The 24665-nt window shown below is 64.6% G+C and carries 23 protein-coding genes and 1 tRNA gene; 11 read left to right on the forward strand and 13 right to left on the reverse strand.

Annotation, left to right across the window (positions count from 1 at the left end; all coding sequences use genetic code 11):
- Nucleotides 1–5: 5 nt before the first annotated feature.
- Together AC1MDG_RS00075 and AC1MDG_RS00080 are read left to right on the forward strand one after the other, a co-directional pair.
- Nucleotides 6–551, forward strand: a complete 546-nt coding sequence (locus AC1MDG_RS00075; protein WP_479806753.1) for a peptidylprolyl isomerase — start codon at nt 6–8, stop codon at nt 549–551.
- A gap of 6 nt (nt 552–557) precedes the next feature.
- A complete protein-coding gene (locus AC1MDG_RS00080; protein ID WP_479806754.1) occupies nt 558–1427 on the forward strand; it encodes a rhomboid family intramembrane serine protease in 870 nt (289 codons plus the stop codon).
- 925 nt (nt 1428–2352) lie between these two features.
- Here the strand turns inward: AC1MDG_RS00080 and AC1MDG_RS00085 are convergent.
- Nucleotides 2353–3003 carry a DNA-3-methyladenine glycosylase I gene (locus tag AC1MDG_RS00085; RefSeq protein ID WP_479806755.1) on the reverse strand — a complete coding sequence of 217 codons (651 nt, stop codon included), beginning with the start codon at nt 3001–3003 and terminating at the stop codon, nt 2353–2355.
- 152 nt (nt 3004–3155) lie between these two features.
- Here AC1MDG_RS00085 and AC1MDG_RS00090 point away from each other — a divergent pair, with 152 nt between their 5' ends.
- Nucleotides 3156–5438 carry an immune inhibitor A domain-containing protein gene (locus AC1MDG_RS00090; RefSeq protein WP_479806756.1) on the forward strand — a complete coding sequence of 761 codons (2283 nt, stop codon included), beginning with the start codon at nt 3156–3158 and terminating at the stop codon, nt 5436–5438.
- 119 nt (nt 5439–5557) lie between these two features.
- Here the strand turns inward: AC1MDG_RS00090 and AC1MDG_RS00095 are convergent, their stop codons facing one another.
- Nucleotides 5558–5812: a cell division protein CrgA gene (locus AC1MDG_RS00095; RefSeq protein ID WP_043479817.1), complete on the reverse strand. Its 255-nt coding sequence runs from the start codon at nt 5810–5812 to the stop codon at nt 5558–5560.
- A 174-nt stretch (nt 5813–5986) separates the two neighbouring features.
- Between AC1MDG_RS00095 and AC1MDG_RS00100 the strand changes: the two genes are divergently transcribed.
- The 3 genes from AC1MDG_RS00100 to AC1MDG_RS00110 are packed head-to-tail and all read left to right on the forward strand — an operon-like array spanning nt 5987 to nt 7594.
- The gene (locus tag AC1MDG_RS00100; RefSeq protein WP_479806757.1) at nt 5987–6781 is read left to right on the forward strand and encodes a class E sortase; all 795 of its coding nucleotides are present in this window, start codon (nt 5987–5989) and stop codon (nt 6779–6781) included.
- A gap of 4 nt (nt 6782–6785) precedes the next feature.
- The gene (locus tag AC1MDG_RS00105) at nt 6786–6956 is read left to right on the forward strand and encodes a hypothetical protein (protein ID WP_011689889.1); all 171 of its coding nucleotides are present in this window, start codon (nt 6786–6788) and stop codon (nt 6954–6956) included.
- Nucleotides 6953–7594, forward strand: a complete 642-nt coding sequence (locus AC1MDG_RS00110; protein ID WP_479806758.1) for an aminodeoxychorismate/anthranilate synthase component II — start codon at nt 6953–6955, stop codon at nt 7592–7594. Before AC1MDG_RS00105 ends, AC1MDG_RS00110 begins: the two co-directional genes overlap by 4 nt.
- 54 nt (nt 7595–7648) lie before the next feature.
- Here the strand turns inward: AC1MDG_RS00110 and pknB are convergent, their stop codons facing one another.
- Genes pknB through AC1MDG_RS00145 form a run of 7 tightly spaced genes read right to left on the reverse strand, consistent with a single transcriptional unit; the run spans nt 7649 to nt 17263 of the window.
- Entirely contained in the window at nt 7649–9601 is a 1953-nt protein-coding gene (pknB, locus tag AC1MDG_RS00115; protein WP_479806759.1) for a Stk1 family PASTA domain-containing Ser/Thr kinase, read from the reverse strand.
- An 8-nt stretch (nt 9602–9609) separates the two neighbouring features.
- On the reverse strand, nt 9610–11445 hold the full coding sequence (locus AC1MDG_RS00120) for a protein kinase domain-containing protein (RefSeq protein WP_479806760.1): 1836 nt from the start codon (nt 11443–11445) through the stop codon (nt 9610–9612).
- The gene (locus AC1MDG_RS00125; RefSeq protein WP_479806761.1) at nt 11442–12902 is read right to left on the reverse strand and encodes a peptidoglycan D,D-transpeptidase FtsI family protein; all 1461 of its coding nucleotides are present in this window, start codon (nt 12900–12902) and stop codon (nt 11442–11444) included. The genes AC1MDG_RS00120 and AC1MDG_RS00125 overlap by 4 nt, the downstream gene beginning before the upstream one ends.
- Entirely contained in the window at nt 12899–14359 is a 1461-nt protein-coding gene (locus AC1MDG_RS00130; protein WP_043479827.1) for an FtsW/RodA/SpoVE family cell cycle protein, read from the reverse strand. The genes AC1MDG_RS00125 and AC1MDG_RS00130 overlap by 4 nt, the downstream gene beginning before the upstream one ends.
- Nucleotides 14356–16035, reverse strand: a complete 1680-nt coding sequence (locus AC1MDG_RS00135; protein WP_479806762.1) for a PP2C family protein-serine/threonine phosphatase — start codon at nt 16033–16035, stop codon at nt 14356–14358. The genes AC1MDG_RS00130 and AC1MDG_RS00135 overlap by 4 nt, the downstream gene beginning before the upstream one ends.
- Before the next feature lie 2 nt (nt 16036–16037).
- A complete protein-coding gene (locus tag AC1MDG_RS00140; protein WP_011689896.1) occupies nt 16038–16520 on the reverse strand; it encodes an FHA domain-containing protein FhaB/FipA in 483 nt (160 codons plus the stop codon).
- Entirely contained in the window at nt 16517–17263 is a 747-nt protein-coding gene (locus tag AC1MDG_RS00145; RefSeq protein WP_043479832.1) for an FhaA domain-containing protein, read from the reverse strand. Before AC1MDG_RS00145 ends, AC1MDG_RS00140 begins: the two co-directional genes overlap by 4 nt.
- A gap of 352 nt (nt 17264–17615) precedes the next feature.
- On the opposite strand from AC1MDG_RS00145, the gene AC1MDG_RS00150 reads away from it, so the two are divergent.
- The 5 genes from AC1MDG_RS00150 (at nt 17616) to AC1MDG_RS00170 (ending at nt 21568) form a co-directional block, all read left to right on the forward strand.
- Nucleotides 17616–17698: transfer RNA gene (locus tag AC1MDG_RS00150), tRNA-Leu, on the forward strand.
- Nucleotides 17699–17974: 276 nt separating this feature from the next.
- Entirely contained in the window at nt 17975–19072 is a 1098-nt protein-coding gene (locus AC1MDG_RS00155; protein WP_479806763.1) for an ABC transporter substrate-binding protein, read from the forward strand.
- A 5-nt stretch (nt 19073–19077) separates the two neighbouring features.
- On the forward strand, nt 19078–19911 hold the full coding sequence (locus AC1MDG_RS00160) for an ABC transporter ATP-binding protein (protein WP_479806764.1): 834 nt from the start codon (nt 19078–19080) through the stop codon (nt 19909–19911).
- On the forward strand, nt 19908–20750 hold the full coding sequence (locus AC1MDG_RS00165; RefSeq protein WP_479806765.1) for an ABC transporter permease: 843 nt from the start codon (nt 19908–19910) through the stop codon (nt 20748–20750). The genes AC1MDG_RS00160 and AC1MDG_RS00165 overlap by 4 nt, the downstream gene beginning before the upstream one ends.
- The gene (locus tag AC1MDG_RS00170; protein ID WP_479806766.1) at nt 20747–21568 is read left to right on the forward strand and encodes an ABC transporter permease; all 822 of its coding nucleotides are present in this window, start codon (nt 20747–20749) and stop codon (nt 21566–21568) included. The genes AC1MDG_RS00165 and AC1MDG_RS00170 overlap by 4 nt, the downstream gene beginning before the upstream one ends.
- Before the next feature lie 17 nt (nt 21569–21585).
- Here the strand turns inward: AC1MDG_RS00170 and AC1MDG_RS00175 are convergent, their stop codons facing one another.
- The 4 genes from AC1MDG_RS00175 to AC1MDG_RS00190 all read right to left on the reverse strand — a co-directional run bounded on the left by AC1MDG_RS00175 (nt 21586) and on the right by AC1MDG_RS00190 (nt 24436).
- Entirely contained in the window at nt 21586–22554 is a 969-nt protein-coding gene (locus tag AC1MDG_RS00175) for an MFS transporter (protein WP_479806767.1), read from the reverse strand.
- Nucleotides 22555–22597: 43 nt separating this feature from the next.
- Nucleotides 22598–22963: an MFS transporter gene (locus AC1MDG_RS00180; RefSeq protein WP_479806768.1), complete on the reverse strand. Its 366-nt coding sequence runs from the start codon at nt 22961–22963 to the stop codon at nt 22598–22600.
- A 169-nt stretch (nt 22964–23132) separates the two neighbouring features.
- Complete coding sequence (locus tag AC1MDG_RS00185; RefSeq protein WP_479806769.1) at nt 23133–23525, reverse strand: universal stress protein; 393 nt, start codon at nt 23523–23525, stop codon at nt 23133–23135.
- Nucleotides 23522–24436 carry a 2-hydroxyacid dehydrogenase gene (locus tag AC1MDG_RS00190; RefSeq protein ID WP_479806770.1) on the reverse strand — a complete coding sequence of 305 codons (915 nt, stop codon included), beginning with the start codon at nt 24434–24436 and terminating at the stop codon, nt 23522–23524. Before AC1MDG_RS00190 ends, AC1MDG_RS00185 begins: the two co-directional genes overlap by 4 nt.
- Nucleotides 24437–24665 lie beyond the last annotated feature (229 nt).

Here is a 24665-nt window from a genome sequence, read left to right on the forward strand (position 1 = left end):
GGCCTATGACTGCCATCGCAACCGCAAAAGCAACCATCCACACCAGCCTCGGCGACATCGTCGTTAACCTCTTCGGCAACCATGCGCCCAAGACGGTCAAGAACTTCATTGGACTGGCCACCGGCGAGCAGACCTGGACCCACCCGGAAACCGGTGAAGACAAGACCGGAACCCCCCTGTACAACGGCACCATCTTCCACCGCATCATCAAGGACTTCATGATCCAGGCCGGAGATCCCCTGGGCCGTGGCGTGGGCGGACCGGGCTACAAGTTCGACGACGAAATCCACCCCGAGCTGACCTTCAACCAGCCGTACAAGCTGGCCATGGCCAACGCCGGCATCCAGATGGGCAAGGGCACCAACGGCTCGCAGTTCTTCATCACCACGATCCCCACCGACTGGCTCCAGGGCAAGCACAGCATCTTCGGTGAAGTTGCCGATGAGGAATCCAAGAAGGTCGTCGACGCCATCGAAGGTGTCCGTACGGGCATGGGCGACCGCCCGGTCGAGGACGTCGTTATTAACAGCATCGACGTCGAGCAGCTTTAACCCCTCATGAGCTACGGAATTCCGGCGGCTGAGCCGTCCGCGCAGATTCCGGTGTGCCCCCGGCACCCGGAAAGGCCTTCCTATGTCCGGTGCCAGCGCTGCGGGCGCCCGGCCTGCCCGGAATGCCAGCGGGCGGCCGCCGTCGGATTCCAATGCATTGATTGCGTCAACGAGACAAAACGGACGACGCCGGCAGCAAAGACGGTCTACGGCGGAACCGCCGTCGGCGGCCGCCCGCTGGTGACGTTCGGAATCATCGCGGCCTGTGCGCTCGTCTACGTGCTGCAGTGGATAGTTCCCAATGACGGGATCTACCAGAACTTCGCCTTCGCCACGGTCTATGCCACCCCCGAATACGGGGTCTTCGAACCCTGGCGCATGCTGACTTCGGCCTTCCTGCACTCTCAAGGGTTCATCCTCCACATCGTGTTGAACATGTACATGCTGTGGATGTTCGGCCAGGCGCTGGAACCCCTTCTCGGGCGCATCCGCTTCCTGGCCCTCTACCTGATATCCGCAATCGGCGGATCCGTAGGCTATGCCCTCCTCACCCCGGCCCTCCCCCCTTCCGGGGTAGTGGGTGCCTCCGGTGCCATCTTCGGGCTGTTCGGCGCCATGCTGGTGGTCCAGCGGCACCGCGGCGGTGATACGAAGCAGCTGTGGGTGCTGATCGCCATCAACGGCGTGATCGGCTTCGTCGTCCCCCAGATCGCCTGGCAGGCACATCTTGGCGGCCTGGTGACCGGTGCTGCCTGCGCCGCGGCAATCGCCTACGCCCCCCGCGGCCCCCGGCGGTGGCTGTGGCAAGCGGCCGGCCTTGTGCTGGTGCTCGGCCTGCTCATCGGCGCCACCGCGGTTCGAATGGCCGGCGCCTAAACACCCTCGCCTTAGTGCGCACAGTCTGTGCGCGCACAATCTGAATGCGCACAATCTGCAGCCGCGCGTGGGCATACCCATGCCACGGCGCTCCAGCCCCAATGCCGTCCTCCCGCGCTGCCCCAGTACCCTCGCAGCCGGACTTCGTGCTGCCGTCAACCTGCCCTGTGGCCGCGCTAGCAGCGGCTGTTTGGCTCGCTCGAACCGGACGTCCGTGAAGTTTTCCACAGCAGTTATCCACATTGTTGGTAACTTACACGCCTGTAGTTCACCACGACTCCCCCACGCAGCCCCTGCCAGCTGGCGATTATCGACAGCACGCCGCACCGTTGTCCACATTTGTGGATAAAGATGTTCCTGCAGGCTGTGGTTAAGTGGACAACTCGGCAAGGAGAACCGGATGCAGGGCGCCTGCCGCAACCACCGCGGCGGACCGAAGTCCGCGTGAACGACGGCCGGGGAGGGGGAACACACACGATCCACCACCCACGTTCGGGGTCGAAAAACCCCGTCCGATCCTTGGTTCATCCTGGGAACGGGACTTGATCAACAGGTTATGCACAGTGTTAATAACTTGCGACGCGGACGTTTCACCCAAGAATTTGGCGGGTTGGAGCCTCGGCCAGGCCCAAAGGTCGAATTATCCCCCGCTTTATCCCCACCTGTGGATAACTTCTGGGGATAGCGTTGTTCTTAAGTGGATAAGTCCACCGCCGCCCCTTGGCAGTCCCAAGTGTGAGATTTTGGTCCCGCCACGGGAACAGCTCCCTGATGGTGTCAGGATTTTCTTCCGATTGGGGTCCGGCAAACGGGTTATCCACAGACAATCCACACTGTTAATAACTTACGGGACTGTGATTCAACCCCTGCGCGGCTCAGATCGGGCCATGGCTGGCAGAACTGCCCCTCGCCGGCGTCTGACTTATCAACAATGGGGATAAGTTTCCCCACAGGGACGGGATAACTCAGGCCGGTCCGTCCACACGCCGGAGGAGCCCCGTCGATGGCTGTCCACTAGGTGCGTGTCAATCATGCCGATCGCTTCCATGAGCGCGTGCATCGTGGTGGGTCCCACAAAAGCGAAGCCTTTGGCGCGCAATGCCTTGGAGAGGGCAATGGATTCCAGTGAGGTTGTGGCGATCTCTGCGTGGCTCTGCGGACTGGGTGTCACCGCCGGCTGGAAGCCCCACACGAAGTCCACCAGCCCGCCCTCGCCCCGGAGGGCGATGGTGGCCTGGGCATTGGTGATGGCCGCCCTGATCTTCAAGCGGTTCCGGACAATGCCGGCATCGAGCATCAGGCGTTCGACGTCGTCTTCGGTGAACGCCGCCACCGTGTCGGGCTGGAAGTCGTGGAACGCCGACCGGAAGGCTGGCCTTTTCCGCAGGATGGTGGCCCAGGAGAGTCCGGCCTGGAAAGCCTCCAGGCTGATGCGTTCGAACAGGCCCTGTTCGTCACGGACGGGCATGCCCCATTCGGTGTCGTAATACTGCTGGAGCAGCGGGTCCGCCGCGGCCCACGGCGGACGGGCCAGGCCGTCGCTCCCGATGATGGTGCGGCTTTCGTCCGGGATCATCTGGTTTCCTTAGCTATTCCTGCACGGTGTTGCCACGTCCAGCATATTGAGCGGCCGGCGCAGGACATGACGTGGTGATCGCGAAATTCATAGTCGAACGCTCACTCTCACATTATGCTGTGGCTCTGATCACAAATTACTGGGAGGTACGTGTGAGGAAAACCAAAATTGCCGTGGCCGGCGTGGCGGGGGTCGTTCTCGGGATGCTCAGCATCCAGGCCCCGGCCGTAGCCGCGCCACCTGCCGACGACGGCTCAACCAGGGCCGCCGCGGCAGTCCGGCAGGACAACCGTCCGGGACCGCGGACGAAGGAACTCGTGGATCGGCGCAACGCAGCCATAGAAAAGGTGGCCAAGGGGCAGGCGAAAGCCAGCCAGGACGGCGTGGTCCAGCTGGCGCCGGACAAATTCGCCGAGGTGGAAACCGCTAAGCAGGACAAGATCTTCACCATCCTGGCTGAGTTCGGCGACCAGGGATCGGGCCGGTTCGGAACGACGCCCGGGCCGGTACACAACACCATCGCGCAACCGGACCGGGCGGTGGACAACACCACGCTGTGGACCAAGGATTTCAGCCCTGCCTACTACGAAGAACTCTTCAATGGCAGCGGCGAATCCATGAAGGGGTACTACGAGGCCGTTTCCAATAACGCGTATTCGGTAACCAACACCGTGACGGACTGGGTTAAGGTGCCCAATAACGGCTCCTTCTATGGCGACAACGCCACCGAGGACACCGGCGGTGCCTGGGCCTTTGTCCGGGACTCCGGCAACGCATGGTGGGATTCCCAGGTGGCGGCCGGCAAGTCACCGGCTGACATTGACGCGTACCTCGCGCAGTTCGATGTGTGGGACCGCTACGACTACAACAACAACGGCAACTTCAACGAACCAGACGGCTACATCGACCACTTCCAGGCAGTCCACGCAGGCGAGGGCGAGGAAGCCGGAGGTGGCACCCTCGGCGAAGACGCCATCTGGTCCCACCGCTGGTATGCCTTTGGCAACCAGTTCGGCTCCGCCGGCCCGGAAGGCAACCTCTCCGGTGGAACCCGGATCGGGTCCTCCAAATACTGGCTGGGCGATTACACGACAGAACCCGAAAACGGCGGAGTCGGCGTCTTCGCCCACGAATTCGGCCACGACCTTGGACTGCCGGACTTCTATGACACCTCGGGAGCTGCAACCAACAGCACTGCGTTCTGGACCCTCATGAGCGCAGGCTCCTGGCTGGGCCATGGAACTTCCGCCAACGAAGGGATCGGCACCACCCCGGGTCTGATGGGGCCCGAAGAGAAGCTCTTCCTCGGCTGGCTCGATTTCAGCACAGTGACGGCGGGGGCTAGCGGAGACTTTGTCCTCAACCCGTCCCAGCTCCAGGCTGAGGGCAAGGACCAGGCTGTCCGGGTCAACCTGCCGGATAAGACCACCACCACCAACTACACAACTCCCGCCTCAGGGAGCCACGCGTGGTGGACAGGCAGCGCGGACAACCTCAACAAGTCCCTGACCCGCACCGTCCCGCCACAGTCGCGGGTGACCGTCACGGCGAATGCCTGGTACGACATCGAAGCGAACTACGACTACCTCTACGGCGAGTATTCCACCGACGGCGGCAAGACCTGGAAGTCCGCAGGGCGTGCACTCAGCGGATCCGCGGCCTGGGGACAGGTGCGTTACTCCTACGACGCAGCCGGCCTGGAATCGCTGTTCCGCTTCAGGTACCAGACCGACGGCGGTGTCCACAACCCCGGCGCCTTCATTGACGACGTCAAGATTTCGGCCGGAAAGACTGTCATCGCGAGCGAGGACTTCGAATCCGGCGCAGGACAGTGGATTGCCGAAGAGCCGTGGCAGCTGAGCAGCGGTTCCGTGACCCGGACCACTGAGCAGTACTACCTCGTGGAGAACCGTGAATATGTGGGCTTTGACGCCACGCTAGCGGAAGGACCGTATGCCTTCACCAAGGCCATCACGGCACCGAACTGGGTGGACTTCTTCAAGTACCAGAACGGAATGCTGGTCTGGTACATCGACGATTCCTACGCGGACAACAACGTGTCGGCACACCCCGGCGGCGGGTCGGCACTGCCCGTGGATGCCCGGCCCGCACCGCTGAAGTGGTCTGATGGCACGATGCCCGGCAACACCCGCCAGCCCTTCGACGCGACCTTCGGGTTGGAGGCCACCGACCCGCTGTGCATCGGGAAGGAAGTCCAGTCCGGCACGAAGCGCAGTCCGTCCGTCAGTTCGCTCGACGCCTGCGCCCCGAGCAGCGCCCCGATCGGTGTCTTCAAGGACAGTGATCCGCTGGCCTACTACAGCGCCGACAACCCGTACGGAAGCGTGAAGGTTGCAGGTCACGGCGTGGAGATTTCCGTAACCTCCGACGCCGGTACTGACCTGGCAATCCATGTGGTCAACCCCGGCCAGTAGGAAGTAACTGCCGGCAATACACAAGCAACAAAAAGTCGGACCGGCACAGCGTGCCGGTCCGACTTTTTCGTGTAGCGGAGGTGTTGGCCGGGCGGATGCCGGGCGCGGGAAGTCTGTGGCTAGGAACGCCAGCGGGTGGTCATCAGGAAACCGGCAATGGCAATGCCGAAGCCGGCCACGATGTTCCAGGATCCCCAGTCCCTGACCGGGAGGGCGCCTTCGCTGATGTAGAAGGTGATGATCCACAGCAGTCCGATGATCATCAGGCCGAACATGACCGGCTTAAACCAGACGGCGTTGGGCTTGTAGGCCTGCGATGCTGAAGCCGGCTTTTCCGCGGCGGCGGTCTTTTTTCGTGGCTTTGACTCGGGCACAGGTCCTCCTGGTCGGGCTGAATCAGGGCGGAGCCTCCGGCTTGATATCCTGCAGGAAGGAACATGCCGGCGGGGTTGGCGCCCTGGTCAGGTCTGAAGTCTTACTAGCAGCCAATTCTAGCTGTAGTTCAGAACACGCCGGCGCCAGCCCAGGCCGCCAATTGAGGAGACCACGTGGTGTTGCTGGAGAAGGAGGCCGCCGCTGCCGTGCCGGCACGCGGCGTCGGGATTCTCCGTAAACTCGTCCAGATCGTTGGCGAGCTGCTGATCACGGTGGGTGTCGTCCTGCTCCTGTTCGTTGCGTGGCAGCTTTGGTGGACCAACGTGGAATCCGATGCGAAGCAGAGCGAGACCATCCGGAATTTCGCCCAGGAACTGGGCGGGTCCCCGGCTCCCGCGGCATCCGATGCGCCGGGCCCCTCGACCTCCGCGCCAGCCGACTACGGTCCGCCCAAGGTCGCCGAAGCGCCCGGACACGGCCAGACCATCGGCATCATGTACATCCCCCGTTTTGGCGCGGACTATACCCGGCCCATCGTGCAGGGAACCTCCACGGACGTCCTGGATACGCTGGGCCTGGGCCACTACAACGACACGGCGATGCCCGGGGCCACCGGCAACTTCGCCGTGGCCGGTCACCGCCAGACCCATGGAGCGGTCCTGGACAACATCCACACCCTGGTTCCCGGCGACAAAATCTACGTACAGACCAGGGACGGGTTCTATGTGTACGTCTTTCGGAACAACCAGATCGTGCTTCCGTCGGCCACGGATGTGCTGCTCCCCGTGCCCACCCAGCCCGCCGCCCGGCCCACGGAGGCCTACCTCACCATGACCAGCTGCAATCCGCGCTTCGGCTCGCAGGAACGCATCATTGCATACTCCCTGCTGGACCACTGGCAGCCCGCTTCGGCTGGACCACCGGCAGAAATCGCGGCCCAGGTGGCCAAGGCACTCGGGAAGGGCTGACGCCATGTACGGATGGATTTTCCGCCACCTGCCCGGGCCGCTGTGGTTCAGGATTGCCACGTCACTGGTGCTGCTGGCCGGAGTGCTGGTATTGATGGTTCAGTTCCTCTTCCCCTGGATGTCACAGTTCACCCAGTTCACCGACTCAACGATTGGTTTAGTAACTCGACAATGAGCACCACCAAGATCCTGGTCGTAGACAACTACGACAGCTTTGTTTACACCCTGGTGGGCTACCTCCAGGAGCTCGGCGCCGAAACGACGGTGGTCCGGAACGACGACGTCACCCTCGCTGAGGCAATCGAGATGGCGGACGCGCGCGACGGCGTCCTCATCTCGCCGGGCCCTGGCACCCCTGCGGAAGCCGGCGTCTGCATTGACCTGATCAAGTGGTGCGGCAGCCGCGACAAGCCGATGTTCGGCGTCTGCCTGGGGCACCAGGCACTGGCTGAGGCCTACGGAGCCACGGTGACGCACGCTCCCGAGCTGATGCACGGCAAGACGTCCCTCGTGGAGCATGAAGGAGCCAGCGTCTTCGCCGGACTTCCCTCCCCTGTCACCGCCACGCGGTACCACTCCCTGGCCGCTGTCCGCGAAACCATCCCGGACATCCTCGAGATCACAGCCCAGACGGCAAACGGCGTGATCATGGGCCTGCAGCACCGGACGGCACCGCTCTGCGGTGTGCAGTTCCACCCGGAGTCGGTCCTCACGGAGGGCGGTTACCAGATGCTGGGCAACTGGCTGGAATCCCTCGGCATGACCGGTGCAGCGGAGCGGGCCGCCAAACTCAGCCCGCTGATCCAGCACTAACGGCCGGGCGCCTTTTTTTCAGGCACCCAATTAGAGGCGCCGGGGCCGCGCCCGTTATCCTCGGTTCCGGCCCGTCTCAGTCGGCGTCGGCGTCGGCGTGGGGGTCGGCGTGGGACTCGGGCTGGGAGCCGGCGCCTTGGCAACGACAATGCTGATGGTCTTCCCCTGCTCAACCAGGGCATTGACGGCGTCGCTCTGGTCGGTCACCTTCCCGGGTTCAACTTCGGAGTTCTCGACTTCTTTCACGTCGATCCCCAGGCCAAGGTTCTTGAGTGCCGTCTCGGCCTCCGCCCGGGGCAGACCGCGGAGTTCGGGCATGGCCACCTTGCCGGTGGACACCACGATTTCCACGGCGGTTCCGACGGCGACCGTCTCGCCCGGTGCCGGCTTGGTGGTGATCACGATTCCGGCGGGAACGGTGGCACTGTTGGCCATGGTGGTCCCGGGGGCGCCGGCAAGGCCTATTTGGCGCAGGACATCCCGGGCCGCTGCTTCCGTCCGCCCGGGCAGGTTATCCGGGATTTTGACAGCGCTTGGACCGTCGGAGATGTTCAAGGTTATCTTCGATTCCGGCTCCATGGCCGTGCCGGCGGCCGGCACCGTGCCGATCGCCGTTCCCTTGGTGATGGTGTCGTGCGGCAGCCTGGTGATCTGCGGGCTCAGCCTGGCATTGTAGAGCCGCTGCAGCGCCTCGGACTCCGTGAGCGCCGATACGGCCGGCACCTCCACCTTCGCCACCGCAGGCGGCGGCTGGTTCATCATGTTGTAGAGCCACAGGCCACCGCCAGCCAGCACCAGCAGGGTGAATATCACCAAAGTGGCAATCCACGTCCGACGGCGGGACTTCTGCCGCGGGGTACGTTCCCGTTCCGGCGGAAAGCCGAGGGGGAGATCGTTGGATTCCGAAGGCTCATATACCTGGGCGGGAATAGCCTGGTCGTCGCCTAGCGTGTCATGGAGGGGGCGGAGCCGGCCGCTTGGCGAATCGTCAAGGAAGCTTGCCCCGGTCAGCGAGTACGGCGCGGCCTGGGCCGTCCGTTCGTTGGCTGGCACGGTGTTGTTGGGATCCGTCGATGCCTCGCCCGCCGCCACATCGGGCACGGGGACACCATTGCGGGCTGCCCGGAGTGCCCGCTGGAATGCGGCGGCATCCTGGAAACGGTCTGCACGGTTCTTCTGCAAGGCCTTGGCCAGGACACTGTCCAGGGCATCTGACACTTCGTGGTTGAGGCTGCTGGCCGGTTCCGGAATCTCGCGCACGTGCTGGTAGGCCACCGAAACGGGGCTGTCGCCGATGAACGGAGGCCGCCCTGTCAGCATCTCGTACAGCAGGCAAGCCGCGGAATAGAGATCGCTGCGGGCGTCCACGGTTTCACCGCGTGCCTGTTCCGGGGAAAGATACTGCGCCGTGCCCACCACTGCCTGTGTCTGGGTCATCGTGGCGGACGAATCGGCCATGGCCCGGGCAATCCCGAAATCCATCACCTTGATGGTGTCCGAATCTTCGCAGAACATCACGTTGGCCGGCTTGATGTCCCGGTGCACGATTCCGGCCCTGTGGCTGTACTCGAGGGCGGACAGTACGCCAAGGGTGAAGTCGATGGCATGACCGATGCTGACTTCCTTCGCGCGGATGAGGTCCCTCAGGGTCTTCCCGGACACGAACTCCATCACGATGTACGGCACCCGGACGGTGTCCTCGGGGCCGCCGGGCACGGCATGGTCCCCGGTGTCGTAAATGGCGACGATCGAAGGATGGTTCAATGCCGCCACGGCCTGGGCCTCGCGCTTGAAGCGTGCCTGGAACTGCGGATCACGGGCAAGGTCCGGCCGCAGCAACTTGATGGCCACGGTCCGGCCCAGCCGGGTGTCAACGCCGCGGTGGACGTCCGCCATGCCGCCTCGGCCGATCAGCTCACCGAGTTCGTACCGTCCGTTGAGGACGCGCTGGGTATTCACTGGGAGGCTGTCCTCTCTGTGCGACGGGAGACGGGGTGAGTTCGGCACGGTACGCGTTAGTTCGTCGTCGACGTGCTCGGGGTGGGCGCGGGTTCGGCGGCGAGGTGGTAGGTCACCACGGATCCGGCGGGGACCTTTTGTCCTGCGCCCGGCTCCGAACTGACGAAGGTCCCCGCTTTTTGTCCGGTGCTGCCGGGTACGTCCGCTCCCTTGACCCACCGGAGCCCGGCGTCTTCGATCGCCTTCTGCGTCTGGGCCTCGGTGCTGCCAACGCCAATCGCGGGCACTGACGACTCCTGAACAGGTTCCGGTCCCTTGGAATAGGTGACCGTGATGGTTTCCCCGGGGTTTACGGGGCCGGACGGCTCAATGTTGGTGACCGTTCCCTCCGCCGCGTCGCTGAAGACCGGGTCGCCCTTGACTGTCAGCCCCATGCCGACGAGCTGGCTGCGGACTGTGTTGTACGGCTGGCCCAGATAGGCGTCCGGGATCAGGTTGATGGTCTCCGGAGTCGACTGCGTGGGAGTGGGCGTCGGGCTCGCGCTGGAGGGTGTGGGGCTGGCCGAACGGGACGTCGGCGAGGCGCTGGTGGTGCTGGGCCTGGCGCTGGTGGACGTCGCCGAAGACTCGGCGGGGCGGGACGGGGAGAAGATGCCAGCCTGGGTAAGCAGGAGACCCACCAGTGCGAAGAGGACGAGCACGATGAGGGCGATGAGCGGCCACGTCCAGGGGCTGCGGCCCTTGCGCTGCGGCTCGTCCACCGGTTCGTCGTACCGGTCCTGCTCTTCTTCCTGGTCCCAGCTGCGTTGGGCAGCCAGTGCGTCGGCGCGTGACAGTGTGCTGTGCGGACCGGTGGCCCCGGCAGCGGCTGCACCCGCCGCAAGCCCTGCTGCCGCGCCGGCACCCGCGGCGCCGACCACCGGAAGTGCGGAAGTCGCCGTCGTCGATTTGTCCTTTTCGGGTGACTCAATGACGCCGGTGGCGGCGGTGGGAATGTCCACCGGCGCGGTGATCGGTCCCGTGGCCGCTTCGAAAAGCAGCATTCCGGGAACGGCGGCGTGGGCTGTGGCGATGTCACCGTTGCGGATGGCTTCCGCTGCCTCGGACAGCTTGATGGCGTTGGCCGGGCGGTTCTTGGGATCCTTGGCGAGCATGGACATCAGGAGTGCCCGCACCGGCGTCGGCAGTGTTTCCGGAAGAGGCGGCGGTGCATCATTGACCTGGGCAAGCGCAATGGCAATCTGCGATTCACCGGAGAACGGACGGTGCCCCGTGAGGCACTCATAGCCGATAACGCCGAGCGAGTAGATGTCCGAGGCACCGGTGGCGGTCTGGCCGGTGGCCTGTTCCGGTGCGAGGTACTGGGCAGTGCCCATCACCTGCCCGGTCTGCGTCAGCGGGACCTGGTCCGCGAGCCGGGCGATGCCGAAGTCGGTGACTTTGACACGGCCGTCCGGGGTGATCAGCAGGTTCCCGGGTTTGATGTCGCGGTGCACCAGCCCCTGGGAGTGGGCCACCGAGAGGGCACGGGCGGTCTGGGCGATCATGGACAGCGTACGGTCCGGTGACAGGACCTGTTCGTGCTCAATGATGCTGCTCAGGGGCTGGCCCGGGACCAGCTCCATGACGAGGTACGCCGATCCCTCTTCTTCGCCGTAGTCAAAAACGTTGGCGATGCCCACATGGTTCAGCAGCGCCGTGTGGCGCGCCTCGGCACGGAAGCGCTGGAGGAACCCGGGATCGCCCGTGTACTCCTCTTTGAGCACCTTGATGGCGACAATCCGTCCAAGGATAAGGTCCTTGGCCTTCCAGACTTCTCCCATCCCGCCAATCGCAATACGCGTGGTCAGCTGGAATCTCCCGCCGAGTGTGATCCCTGATGTAGGCCTCACTTATTCAACACCGCCTCAAAAATCTTCTTCGCGTTCGGACTGGTTAGCTGTGCACCGGTGGTGATGTCCACGCCCTGCATGACGATGGTCACCGACACCTGAGGGTCGTTGGCCGGGGCGAACCCGGTAAACCATGAATTGTTCAAGCCGTCGGTTCCAAGCTCTGCAGTGCCGGTCTTGCCGGCCACCTGGACGCCCGGTACGGCGGCCCCGCGGCCGATGCCTTCACTGACCACACTGGCCATCCACTCGGTGATCTGCCGGGAAATTTCCGGGCTGGTGGATGTCCGGAGGACTTCGGGTTTCGGTTCGCTGATAACGCGCAGGTCCGGGGACCGTACCGTTTTGATCAGGTTGGGCCTCATCTGGACTCCTCCGTTGGCGATGGCTGACGTCATCAGCGCAATCTGCAGCGGGGTGGCACGGACGTCGCGCTGGCCAATGGCGGACTGGGCGAGGCCGGCCGGGTCCAGCTCCTCCTCCGGGAAGGCCTTCTTGGCGTAATCCAGTTTCAGCTGGTCGCCCAGGTCCTCGCCGAAGCCGAACTTTGCGGCCTGGTCGGCGATTGCCTTCTGGCCCAGGTCCCGGGCAATGGACGCGAACGGGGTGTTGCAGGACTGCTGAAGGGCGAACGCGAAGCTGGCCGTGTTCTGGGTGTAGCAGTTGCCGCCGGCGTAGTTCGGCAGCTTGTACTGGATGCCGGGGAAGCTCATCTCGGCGGGGTTGGGCAGCTCACTGTCCTTGTTGTACTTGCCTGAGCTGAGCGCCGCGGCGGTATCCACGAGTTTGAAGACCGAACCCGGCGCCAGGAGTGCACCGGTGGGCCCGCTGACATTCGGGTTCAGGTTGATCCCCGGGACCTTGTTCAGCTCGTTGAAATTCGCAGCCTCGGCATTCGCGTCCTGGGTTGCGATCAGGTTGGGATCGTAGGACGGCTTGGAGACCATGGCCAGGATGTCACCCGTTTTCGGGTTCGTCACCACGATCGAGCCGCGCTGGCCGTCCGGAATGAGGTCGTAGGCGAGCTTTTGGATCGCGGGGTCCAGCGTAAGTTCCACCGAGGCGCCCTTCGGCTGGTTGCCGAGGAACAGCTGGCCGACGCGGTCCAGGAAGAGTTGGTCCGAGCTGCCGGCGAGCTGCTCGTTGAGGGCACTTTCCAGGCCTGTGACGCCGTAGTTCTTGGAAAAGTACCCCGTGATGCCGGCGTACAGTTCGGGCTCCGTGTAGGTGCGCTGGAACTTACAGCTTTCGGTGGCGGCAACGGACTGCGCGACGGGTTTTCCGCCGACGATGATGGCTCCGCGGTCGTTGCAGTAGTTCTGCAGGATGGCGCGCTTGTTCCAGGGGTTTGCCTGCAGTTCGTCGGCGCCCACCACCTGCACATAGCTGAGGGCGCCGAAGATCAGCGCGAACATGGCCACAGCGGCGATCCATGAATTCCGAATGGCGTGGTTCACAGCTGTTTCACCGCTTCAGTTGGCGCGTCGGGATGGGTGGAGGAGGGCTGCCGGCCGGGCTGTTTGGCCGGGCGCGGCGGGGAGGGCGGAACAGGCTTCTCTTCGGCGGGCGCGGCGCCCTGCGGCATGGGCGTGGTATCCACCGGGCCACGGGCCGCGTGCGAAATCATCAGCAACAGCCCCACGATGATCCAGTTGGCCAGCAGCGAGGATCCGCCGGCAGCCAGGAAGGGTGTGGTGAGCCCGGTCAGCGGGATCAGCCGCGTCACGCCACCAATCACCACGAAACACTGAAGCGCGATGGCGAACGACAGGCCGCAGGCCAGCAGCTTTCCGAAGGCATCCCGTGTTCCCAGGGCCGCCCGGAACCCGCGCGTGAACAGCAGGAGGTACATCAGGACGATCGCGAAGAGCCCGATCAGGCCGAGTTCCTCGCCGAAGGAAGCGATGATCATGTCGCTGTTGGCAAACGGGACCAGGTTCGGGCGCCCCTGGCCAAGGCCGGTGCCCACGAGGCCGCCGTTTGCCATGCCAAACAGGCCTTCCACAATCTGGAAGCTTCCGCCGAACTGCCGCCCGTACACCTCGTCCGTAAAGGCGTTCAGCCACCCGTCGATGCGGAGGCCAACGTGGGAGAAAACCTTGGAGGCCACATATCCGCCGCCCAGGATCAGGGCCACGCCGATCACTACCCAACTGATCCGGCTCGTGGCCACGTAGATCATCACAATGAAGAGGCCGAAGAACAGCACGGAGGAACCGAGGTCACGCTGGAAGATCAGCACTCCGATGCTCACCAGCCAGGCGGTGATCATCGGGCCCATGTCCTTGACCCGGGGGAACTGCAACGGGCCTAGTTTGCGGCCTGCGAGGAGAATCAGGTCCCGGTTGGAGGAAAGATACCCGGCGAAGAATATGGCCAACGTAATCTTGGCGATTTCGCCCGGCTGGAAGGTCATGGGGCCGAGCTTGATCCAGACGCGGGCACCGAGGATTTCACCGGCCGAAATGCCCGGGATCAGCGGCAGGATCAGCAGGAGTGCACTGGCGGCCAGGGAAATGAAAGTAAACCGCCGGAGAATCCGGTGGTCTTTGAGGAACCAGATGACCGCGATGGCCACGGCCATGGCAATCAGGGTCCAGCGGAGCTGGTTGTTGCCTGTATCGTCCCCCGGGGCGTCCAGCCGGTGGATCATGGCCAGGCCCAGGCCGTTAAGGGCCACAACCAGCGGAAGTATAACCGGGTCGGCATATTTGGCCCGGACGCGGAGCACGACGTGGAAGACCAGGGCGGCGGCAGCGAGCAGGCTGGACTGGAACCAGAAATCCTGGTCAAATGCTTTTTCCTGGTCCACGCCCACCAGGGCATTGGCGCCGATGCCCACGGCAAGGGCAAGGATCAGGAGCGCCAGTTCGGTGTTCCTGCGCGGCTTGGGGGTGGCCTCAATCTGTGTCACTTGGCCTCCTCGCAAGGGTTGGTGGACGGGCTGGGGGTTCCGGACTGTGTTGCCTTTCCGGGCGGCGCCGTGCCGCTTGGCGCCGGCGCGGCTCCCGAGGCGGACGGGGAGGCGGCGGTGGGCGTGGCTGACGCGCTGGCGCACTCCTCGGCCGGCGACGTCGTTCCGGTGAGATCGAGGTTCTTGACGATCCGCTGCGCATCGTAAAGGTCGCGGGCCGGGACGGTCTGGCGGACCCGCTGCTGCGAGAACTCCGGAAGATCGGACATGCGGATGTCCGTTACCGTCTCCAGCGTTGAGAGCTGAATTGGCCCCAGCCGCTGGGACACGCCGTTATAGATGGCGACCCGCGAATCGTATTCGCCGATGTAGTAGCGCGTTTGCGTCCAGGCATAGCCGAGCCACAGCCCGACGCTCAGGATGACGAGGAGAGCCGCCGCGGTGGCGATTGTCACCCAGCGGCGCGGCTTGGCGGCCGGCTTGTACTCGTCCGTTTCCTCGCGGTCCTGCTCCGATTTGTGGGTGAGGACGGTCGCGGCGCGTCGCGCGACAGTCCGGCCGGCAATCGTGGGAATGGACCCCGACTCGGCGGCGGAGGCGGCTGCGCCGACGAGCTCATGCGGACGCATGGAAAGTTCCTCACGGAGGACGGCGGCAGAGAGGTGCTCGCCCAGGTGCGGGTCCGTGCTGGTGGTGGGCTCAGTGGCCTTGGATGCCGGACCGGTGCCGGCGTCTTCGCCGCGGGTGTCGCTTTCGCCGCGGGTGTCGCTGCCGCTCGCGTCGTCGGCAGGTTTTGCTTTAGGCTCCGGGTTCGGCTGGGCCGTTGCCAGGGCGGCCGCCTTGGTGACGTCCTCGGCGGCGGCCGGCGGCTGCACGATCTCAACAGCAGCGGTGCGGATGTCGTCGGGGGTCTGCTCCGCGATTTCAAGCATCACCACCGTGACGTTGTCCGGCGCTCCGGCTTCGAGGGTGAGATCCACCAGCGTTTCGACGCACTCGCGCAGATCCTTGGTTTCGCGGACTGTGCGCTCCACGACGTGTCCGGCAACGTAGTTCAGGCCGTCGGAGCAGAGCAGCCATCGCTCGCCGGGTTCGACGTCGAGGGTGGCGAGGTCCAGTTCGGGGCTGGCGTCGACGTCGCCCAGGACGCGCATGAGGACATTCTTGTGCGGATGGGTTTCCGCTTCCTCAGGGCGCAGCCGGCCTTCGTCGATGAGCCTTTGGACGAAGGTGTGGTCGACGCTGATCTGCTTGAATTCGCCATTGCGCAGCCGGTATGCCCGGGAGTCGCCGATATGGGCGAAGTGCAGTTTGCCTTCGGCGAGGAGGAGTGCCGTGACGGTGGTCCCCATGCCGGCGAGCTTGGGATTGATGTGGACCAGTTCGGACAGGAGGGAATTTGCGGTCTGGATCTCGTCCGCCAGGACGGTGCCGGCATCGCCGTCGTAATTTCCGTGGTCCAGGTGGAGCATATCCAGGACGGTGGCCGCTGAAGCAACGTCACCTCCGGCGTGGCCACCCATGCCGTCCGCCACGATGGCCAGGTGCCGGCCGACGTAGGCGGAGTCGTCGTTTTTGGCTCGGATTCGTCCCACATCTGAGCGGGCGGCGTAGCGCATGATGAGCGGCCGCGTCGGGGTGGAGCCCTTGTCGGCGGGAGTTTCCGGGACGGCCACGGCTATGGCCTCAATTCGATGACCGTCTTGCCGATTCTCACGGGGACACCGAGCTCCACCGGGAGGGCGCGGGTGAGCTGCTGATTGGCCAGGTACGTGCCGTTGGTCGAGCCGAGATCTTCGATGAACCAGCGGCTGCCCTGCGGAAAGAGCCGGGCGTGCCGGCCTGAGGCGTAGTCGTCCTCAAGGACCAGGGTGGCCTCCTGTGCGCGGCCAAGGAGGATGGGACTGTCCGCGAGCGGAATTGTGTGGCCCTTGAGCGGACCTTCCGTGACAACAAGCTGGCGGGCCTGCTGCTTCGCGGGCGGCGGTGCAGTCTCCGCCAGTTCAGGGTGCTTGCGGACCTGGCGGGCAGTGGGGGCGCCCATGGCGGCCTTCCTGCCGATCATCAGGTCGCGGCGCATGGCGGACACGATGCTGAAGATGAGGACCCATAGCAGCAGGAGGAACCCGAACCGCAGGGCCGTAATAGTCAGTTCGCTCACGGGCGGCCACCGGAATTGGCGGGCAAAAGGCGGAAGATAATTTTGGTCCGTCCCATCGTGATGGTGGAGCCGTCGGTCAGGTCGACGCTGCCGACGACCTTGCGTCCATTGACGTAGCTGCCGTTGGTGGATCCCAGGTCGACGGCCTCTGTGGTGCCGTTGGCGGTGCGGATTTCGAGGTGGCGGCGGGAAACTCCGGTGTCGTCCACCAGGATGTCGGCTTCCGAAGACCGGCCCAACACGATGGAAGCGGCGTTGAGCGAGTAGCGCTGGCCGTCAATGTCCAGGACCGGCTGAAGCCGCACCGGCTGGCGGCTGGGCGCGGCCGGCACGTTGTTGCGCGGCACGGGAGGGGCCGCGGCGGAACCGGAGGCCTTTTCCGTCCTTGAATCGATCTCGAAATCTCCGGCGCGGATTTCTCCGTCGCGCCGGAAAGAAATGCGTACCGAGCCCTGGAGTGTGTAGCCCTGGCTGCGGACGTGGTTGATCACCACATCGCACAGTTCCTCGGCGAGGGGGGTGCCCCATTCCTGGGCGCGCTTGAAGTCGTCTTCGCTCAGGCGGACATCAAAAACGTTGGGTGCAAGGGTGCGTCCGGCGGCGATGGTGATGGCCTTGTGGTCCACTTCCCGGCGGAGGCGGCTGGCGATTTCCACAGGCTCAACCTGGGCCCGCGAACCGGTGGAGAAGACACCGCGGACGGCCTTTTCGATGCCGCGCTCGACTTTGTCCAGCATTCCCATGGCACCTCTCCTCTCCTTACGGCTGCGGGGCAGCACACGATTCGGAACTCAGTTCACAACACTGCCGGAAGTGCGCCGGGGACGGGCACTCCTACACCTGATACTACTGGGCGGGGCTGTGAATGACCTTAATGCACAACGCCGGGGCGGGGAGAATAGTTCTTTCCGCCCCGGCCTGACGCGGGCCCGGCGGCATCGTTTTAAGGGCCCGTCCGGGTGGATGATTCAGCCCGCCGGGAGTGCTGCAGGGCCCGATTGGTGTTTTGCCGTGGTTGTCCGTTATGCTTGATCTCGCTGCTTTTACGAGGCTGGCAGTCCGGAAAACGGGCTCCTGTCGGGTGAAAGAAGTTGCGCGCGAGTGGCGGAACGGCAGACGCGCTGGCTTCAGGTGCCAGTGTCCGAAAGGGCGTGGGGGTTCAAATCCCCCCTCGCGCACGCAATGAAAGAGCCCCGGTCTTAGGACCGGGGTTCTTTTGCTTTAACCGACCGCTTTTCGCCGTTTCGGCCCATCGCGCCGCCGACCGCGCCTCGCCTTTTCCCTGCAGCGCGCCTCCCGCGCCCACCTCAGCCCAGCCCCACCCTGCTAAACGACAGTTAACTTCGCTGAAACGGCTCGGGCTGATTCCTGAAACAACCGTTCCATAGTGTCGGTGCCAGACGGCCCACGGGGCCGCTTGTACATGTGACCGCCCCCCGATTTGGAGTAGACGAATGACAGCTTTCAGTTCGGAAAAACGCCCGCTGCGCCCATCACGGCGGATGGTGCTTGCAGGATTTTCGTCGGCGGCGCTGGTGGCGCTGACCGGCTGCGGAGGTGAATCGGGAGCCACGGCACCGGCTGCGTCAGGCAGTGCTTCGGGGGCTGCGGCCGATTTCGGAACGCTCGAGGTCCAGCTTTCGTGGCTGAAGAACTCGGAGTTCGCCGGTGAGTACTTTGCCGACAGCAAGGGCTATTACAAGGACGCCGGCTTCAGCGCGGTCAACCTGATCGCCGGCGGCCCCGGCGGGGCTTCGGCGGAAACCATGGTCCTCTCCGGCAAGGCGCTGGTGGGCACGTCGTCGCCCGTCGGAGTGGCGCCGGTGGTCCTCAACGAAGGAGCGCCGCTGAAGATCATCGGCTCCACGTACCAGAAGAATCCGTTCACGATCGTTTCGCTGGCTGCCAACTCGATCACCGCCCCGGAGGACCTGGTCGGCAAGAAGATCGGCGTCCAGGCCGGCGTTAACGAAACGCTGTTCGATGCCCTCCTCGAGGTCAACAAGATTGACCCGTCCAAGGTCACCAAGGTGCCGGTGCAGTACGATCCGCAGCCACTGCTGAACGGCGACGTCGAGGGGTTCTTCGCGTACCTGACCAACGAAGTGCTCACCCTTGAGCTGGGCGGGCACAAGACGGCGGTCCTGCCGTTTGCGGACAATGGCCTGCCCTTTGTTGCCGAGAGCTTCGTGGTCACGGACGAGTCCATCAAGAACAAGAGGCCGGAGCTGAAGGCCTTCCTGGCGGCGACCATCAAGGGCTGGAAGGACGCCCTGGCTGATCCGGCTGAGTCTGCCCGGCTCGCCGTTGAGGTGTATGGCAAAGAGCTGGGCCTGACCATGGACAAGGAAAAGGGCCAGGCCGAGGCCCAGAACACCAAGCTCATCACCACGCCGGAGACGGACAGCAACGGCCTGTTCACAGTATCCAAGGAGCTGATGGACAAGAACATCGAGATCCTCAAGCTGGCCGGCTACGACACCACCGCAGAAACGATCTTTGACCTGAGCCTCCTGGACGAGGTCTATGCCGAAAACCCGGACCTGAAGTAGGACGCATGACTGAAGTGAGAACGGAAGCCGTAGCCGGGGGACTGCTTTCCGGAACCGGCATATCGCTCAGTAACCTGGGCAAGAGCTTCCGGATGGGCAGGCAGAGTGTCGTGGCGCTGGAAGACGCCAACCTGATGACGTCCAAGGGAACGTTCCTTTCCCTGCTGGGACCCTCCGGATGCGGCAAGTCCACCATCCTGCGGATCCTGGCCGGGCTGGAAACCCCCACCTCCGGCCAAGTCACGGTGGACGGCCATACGCCGGCCGAGCTGCGGACCCGGCACGAACTGGGGATTGCCTTTCAGGATCCGGCGCTGCTCCCTTGGCGCAGCGCCGTGTCCAACATCCGGCTGCCCTTCGAGGTGGCAGGACTCCCCGTCGACCACGCCATGGTGGACGACCTGGTGGACCTGATCGGGCTGAAGGGGTTTGAAAAGGCGAAGCCGGCCCAGTTGTCCGGCGGCATGCGCCAGCGGGTGTCCATTGCCCGGGCCCTGGCGCTCAAGCCCTCGGTGCTGTTGCTGGATGAGCCGTTCGGGGCGCTGGACGACATGACCCGGCAACGGCTGAACCTGGAACTGCTGCGGATCTGGACGGAGAAGCCCGCCACAACTTTGATGGTCACCCACGGCATCGCGGAGGCCATGTTCCTCTCCGATGTGGTGGCTGTGATGAGCGCCCGTCCGGGCCGGATCAAGGAGATCATCACCGTGGACCTTCCCCGGCCGCGGACACCGGAAATGATGCGGACCCCGGAGTTTCATGCGCTGTGCGACCGGGCCTCCGAACTCCTGTTCGGCGACGCCGGTGCGCCCCTTGAGGAGGTGGAATCACCATGACGCGGTCGTTCCTGTTAAGTACGACGGCGGCCCGGCCGCTGCCGCCATGGGCTTCGGCCGGGATCGGCGTTGCGGCCACCGTCGCGCTCTGGTGGCTGGCCGCCGCGACAGTGCTTTCCGGAGTGGGTGCCAGTGCGGACGGATCCGGCGGAGCCGTCCCGACGCCGCCGGAAGTCCTGGGACAGCTGGCGAGCGACGGCGTCGGGTTTTACTGGCCCAACCTGGCGGTGACAGTGGCGGAGGCTTCCGCAGGATACCTGTGGGGGAACGCCGCCGCGCTGCTGCTGTCCGCGAGTGTCCTGGTGCTTCCGTCACTGGAACGGCTGGTCACCCAACTGGCGGTGATCAGCTATTGCCTGCCCATCGTTGCCATCGGGCCGCTGGCGTTCATAGTTATCGGGTCGCCCGCCCGGGGGGAATCCTCGGGCACGGCCGTCCTGCTGGCGGGCATCTCGGTCTTCTTCACCACCGTGGTGGGTGCGCTGGCCGCACTCAAGAGCGCGGACCGGGCAAGCCTGGACCTCGTGGCAGTCTACGGCGGCGGCCGGCTGAAACAGCTGGTCAAGGTACAGCTCATCTCCGCCCTGCCCGGAATCCTGAACGCGTTGAAGATCGCCGTCCCGGCCGCCGTGCTGGGGGCCGTGCTCGGCGAATACGTGGGCGGCGTGGACCGGGGGATCGGCCCGGCACTGGTCAATGCCCAACAGAACCTCGAGATCGCCAGGGCGTGGGGCGTTGCCCTGGTGGCAGGCCTGCTCGCCGGCGCAGGCTATGGCGTCTTCGCGCTGCTGGCACGGTTCGTGACGCCGTGGTCCTCCGGACGCCGGGCGGCAGCATGATGCCGGGATCGGCGGCCGGCCTGGCTGCACTCAAAGGCGCGGCCCGCGCGGCCGCCGGCCTGCTGGTTTCCCTGGCCGTGGTGCTGCTGCTGTGGGTGGCACTGCTGAAGCTCTTCAACATCTCGCCGTTCGTCGGCAAGGGGCCGCTGGACGTGTTCAACTTCCTGTTCTCGGTGCCGGCCGCGGAGGCCAACCGGCAGGCCGTCCTGCAGAACCTTGGCCAGACCATGGTGGACGCTTTCCTGGGGTTCGCCGCCGGAATGGTGGGAGCCGTTGTGATTGCCGGTGTGTTTGTGTTGTTCCGCGGGGTGGAGAACGCGCTGATGCCGGTGGCCATGCTCCTGCGTTCGGTGCCGCTTGTGGCCCTCGCGCCCATCATCATCCTGATTTTCGGCAGGCAGGAACCGGCTGTTGCTGCCATCGGCGGGATTGTGGTGCTGTTCCCGGCCCTGGTCACGATTGTGTTCGGGCTGCGCTCGGCCTCCCCGGCCATGATCGAAGTGATCGATGTCTACGGCGGTTCCCGTTGGACCGCCCTGCTGAAGGTCGCCCTGCCGTCGTCCCTGCCGGCGTTCTTCACGGCCGTGAAGGTCTCCATCCCGGGGGCGATCACCGGCGCGCTGCTGGCGGAATGGCTGGCCACCGGCGAGGGAATCGGCTACGCCATCATCTCCGCAGTGTCCCGGGCCAGGAACAATGAAGTATGGGCATCGGTGGTGGTGATCACGCTGGTTTCGATCATCCTCTACACCGTGGTGGCACTGCTCGAGGAGGCCATGCTGCGGAGGTCCGGGCAGGCGCCGTCGACGTCCGGCTGACCGGGCTAAGGAGGTGCCTAGCGGATCGCGGCCGGTTCCCGGGTCACCGTAGGGGCATTGTCGGCAGGCACGACGGCGGGCGGCTCCGCCGTCGTCGTCCGTTCCTTGAGGAAGTACACCAGACCGGCGGCGAGGGTGGACGCCGCCGCCAGTGCGAACAGTCCCGGAACCACGCTTCCGGTCTGTTCCTTGATGATGCCGAAGCCGAAAGGGGCCACGAAGCCGCCGAGGTTTCCGAGTGAGTTGATGATGGCGATGGCCGGTGCAAGTACGAGGGGATGCAGGCCCGACTGGGGGAGGGTCCAGAACAACGGCGAGGCGCTCTTGAAGCCCATCGCGGCGACGGCCAGGAACACCAGGGCTAGGACCGGAGTGGCGGTGGCCGCTGCGAACGTTCCCACGGCGGCGACGAGCAGGGCCACCACCAGCAGCGGGCGCTTGGATTTGCCCTTGTCCTGCCACTTGGCGGCGAAGTGCATGGCGACGACGGCGCAGACCCACGGAATGGCGGACAGGAATCCGACGCTCAGGTCCGTGGTGCCGGGGATCTGCTTCACGATGCTTGGCAGCCAGAAGGTGTTGGCGTAGATGGACAGTTGGACTGAGAAGTAGATGCCGCACAGCAGGAGGATCTGCGGGTTCAGCAGCATCTTCCAACGGTCGACGCTATTGTCCTGTCTGCCGTTGTTGCTGCCGCTAGGAGCGTGCTGGGCATCCTCGCTGGCGATGGCGCTGATGAGCGCAGCCTTTTCTCTGAGCGTGAGCCATTTGGCGTCCTCGATTTTGGCATCCAGAAGGAAGTACACCGTAAAGCCAACGACCACGGAGAGCAGGCCCTCGAAACCAAAAAGCCACTGCCAACCGCGGAATCCCAGCACACCCTGAAGGCTGAGCAGCATTCCGGCGATAGCTCCCGAAAGAGCCGCCGCCACCGAGGAACCGGCGATAAAGATGGCGGTGGCCTTGACCCGCTGGCCTGCCGGCACCCAGCGGGCGAAATAGAAGATGGCGGCGGGGAAGAACCCGGCCTCACGCTCCCAGCAGAAACCGCAGCACGTAGAACATGGTCTCGTTCTCCACGAACGCCATCAGGAAGGAGATGCCCCCCCAGCTGACCATGATCCTGGTCAGCCAGATCCTGGCGCCAAACTTCTCCATCATCACGTTGCTGGGGAGTCCAAAGATGGCGTAGGCGATAAAGAACAGCCCGGCTCCGAAACCGTAGGCGGCGGCGCCGATGCCGACATCAGCCTGCAGGTGGTCCTGAGCGTAGCCGATGTTTGACCGGTTCAGCTGGTTGCAGACGAGCATGACCAACATGATGGGCAGGACGCGCCGGAAGAACTTCTTGGTGGCAGACGCCAGATCCGTGACAGCGATGTCTACAGACTGCATGCGGAAAATCCTCTGTATCGATGAATGAAGCTCCCGCGGGGGGACAGGGAGGCCGGCCCTTGTGGTCATCGCCACAGCTTCCCCTCGACTTTATTCAACCGCTGTGATGCACGTCCAACTCGTCTATTGCATTGCGTGATACCTACAGGGCACCGCGGAGGTCCATAGCTCAGAGGCGTGGGCCTACGTCGGCCTTTACCGCAGTGACCGGGCAACCGGCCTCAAGGATGACCCGCTGGGCAGTGCTGCCTAGGAACAGCTTTCCCACCGGGGAGCGCCGCCGCACTCCGATCACAATCAGTTCAACGTCCTCTTCGTACGAGGCATCGATCATCAGGTCCGCGGCGTCCGTGCCGTCATGAGGGCGGAGCGTAGCCTGCACGCCCGCTGCCGCTGCCGCGGCGATGGCATCGCGGATGTCCGAGTCCGCCGCAGCGGACGCTTCGCCCGCCACGGGGCCCATGATCTGCAGAGCGGTCCTCCTCAGCGCGGCCTCCTCGATGGCGGCGCTGAGGGCGGCCCGGCCCTCCTGGCTGGCCACATATCCCACAGCCACGCTCATGCCTGCACTCCCGTGAGGACCGAACCGGTTGCCATGAACTGATGCAGGTTTGCGAGCGTAAGTTCTGCCATTGCCGCCCTCGTTTCGTGGGTTCCACTGCCCAGATGCGGCAGCAAGACGACGTTGTCCAGAGCGAGGAGGTCTTCGGGGACCTTGGGCTCCTCCTCGAAAACGTCCAGCCCCGCACCGGCGAGCCGGCCGGCCAGCAGGGCAGCCACCAGGGCATCCTCATCCACCACGGATCCCCGTGCGATGTTGATCAGGTAGCCGTCGGGCCCGATCGCATTGATTACTTTCGCGTCCACGAGCCTCGCTGAGTCCGGGCCGCCGGCGGCGGCGACAACCAGCACGTCACAACCTGCAGCGAGCTCGCTCGGCGAGCCCTTGTACTTGTAGCTGACGCCCTCCACCGGGTTGCGGCTGTGGTAGCTGATGTCGCAGTCGAAGCCCTCGAGCCGGCGGGCGATGACGCGTCCGATCCGGCCCAGCCCCAGGATGCCCACTCTCTTGCCGCTGGCTTTCCCGGCCAGCGGGAAGTTGCCCTGGCTGAGCCAGTCCCCGCGGCGAACGAAGCGGTCCGCGGCGCTCACCCGGCGTAGGACGTCGAGGTACAGCGCGATGGCAGTATCCGCGACGCAGTCGTTCAGGACGTCGGGGGTGTTGCTGACCACGATGCCGCGCCGGGCGGCCTGGGCAACGTCCGTGGTGTCATAGCCGACGCCGAAGTTGATGACCGCGCGAAGGTTGGGGAGGGCGCGCATCAAGTCCGGGCCCACGCCGAACTTTCCGGACGTCACGGCAACCTCGAAGGACCCGCCATGGTGCTGCAGGAATTCTTCCCGCTCCGGGGTGGAATCGGGGAGCCTCACGGCGTCGTATTCGCTCCTAATGGATTCTTGGACGGTTGGCATGAGTGGCCCTACCTGCAGGACAGCGATGTTCTTCATATGTGCACCCTAGGTTTCCGCTCCATACGCGTCCAACATGTAAATGGCATTGTTCGATTCCCGAAGTGAATCGATGTGTCTACTCCGGCGGAACCGCGCGGATTTCTGGGAGGCGTGGTGCTCGTCACGGCATGTTGGAGCCCGTCGTATGCACTCCGGCGGGCTGTGCGCGGGCGGCAAAAGCCTTGTGGCG

The organism is Arthrobacter sp. AIWTK1 (assembly GCF_056680535.1).

Coding starts and splice junctions, on each gene's coding strand:
- AC1MDG_RS00075 (WP_479806753.1), top strand. CDS start 6: ATGACTGCCATCGCAACCGCAAAAGCAACCATCCACACCAGCCTCGGC.
- AC1MDG_RS00080 (WP_479806754.1), top strand. CDS start 558: ATGAGCTACGGAATTCCGGCGGCTGAGCCGTCCGCGCAGATTCCGGTG.
- AC1MDG_RS00085 (WP_479806755.1), bottom strand. CDS start 3,003: ATGATCCCGGACGAAAGCCGCACCATCATCGGGAGCGACGGCCTGGCC.
- AC1MDG_RS00105 (WP_011689889.1), top strand. CDS start 6,786: ATGTACGGATGGATTTTCCGCCACCTGCCCGGGCCGCTGTGGTTCAGG.
- AC1MDG_RS00110 (WP_479806758.1), top strand. CDS start 6,953: ATGAGCACCACCAAGATCCTGGTCGTAGACAACTACGACAGCTTTGTT.
- AC1MDG_RS00145 (WP_043479832.1), bottom strand. CDS start 17,263: ATGGGAATGCTGGACAAAGTCGAGCGCGGCATCGAAAAGGCCGTCCGC.
- AC1MDG_RS00155 (WP_479806763.1), top strand. CDS start 17,975: ATGACAGCTTTCAGTTCGGAAAAACGCCCGCTGCGCCCATCACGGCGG.
- AC1MDG_RS00160 (WP_479806764.1), top strand. CDS start 19,078: ATGACTGAAGTGAGAACGGAAGCCGTAGCCGGGGGACTGCTTTCCGGA.
- AC1MDG_RS00165 (WP_479806765.1), top strand. CDS start 19,908: ATGACGCGGTCGTTCCTGTTAAGTACGACGGCGGCCCGGCCGCTGCCG.
- AC1MDG_RS00170 (WP_479806766.1), top strand. CDS start 20,747: ATGATGCCGGGATCGGCGGCCGGCCTGGCTGCACTCAAAGGCGCGGCC.
- AC1MDG_RS00180 (WP_479806768.1), bottom strand. CDS start 22,963: ATGCAGTCTGTAGACATCGCTGTCACGGATCTGGCGTCTGCCACCAAG.
- AC1MDG_RS00185 (WP_479806769.1), bottom strand. CDS start 23,525: ATGAGCGTGGCTGTGGGATATGTGGCCAGCCAGGAGGGCCGGGCCGCC.
- AC1MDG_RS00190 (WP_479806770.1), bottom strand. CDS start 24,436: ATGCCAACCGTCCAAGAATCCATTAGGAGCGAATACGACGCCGTGAGG.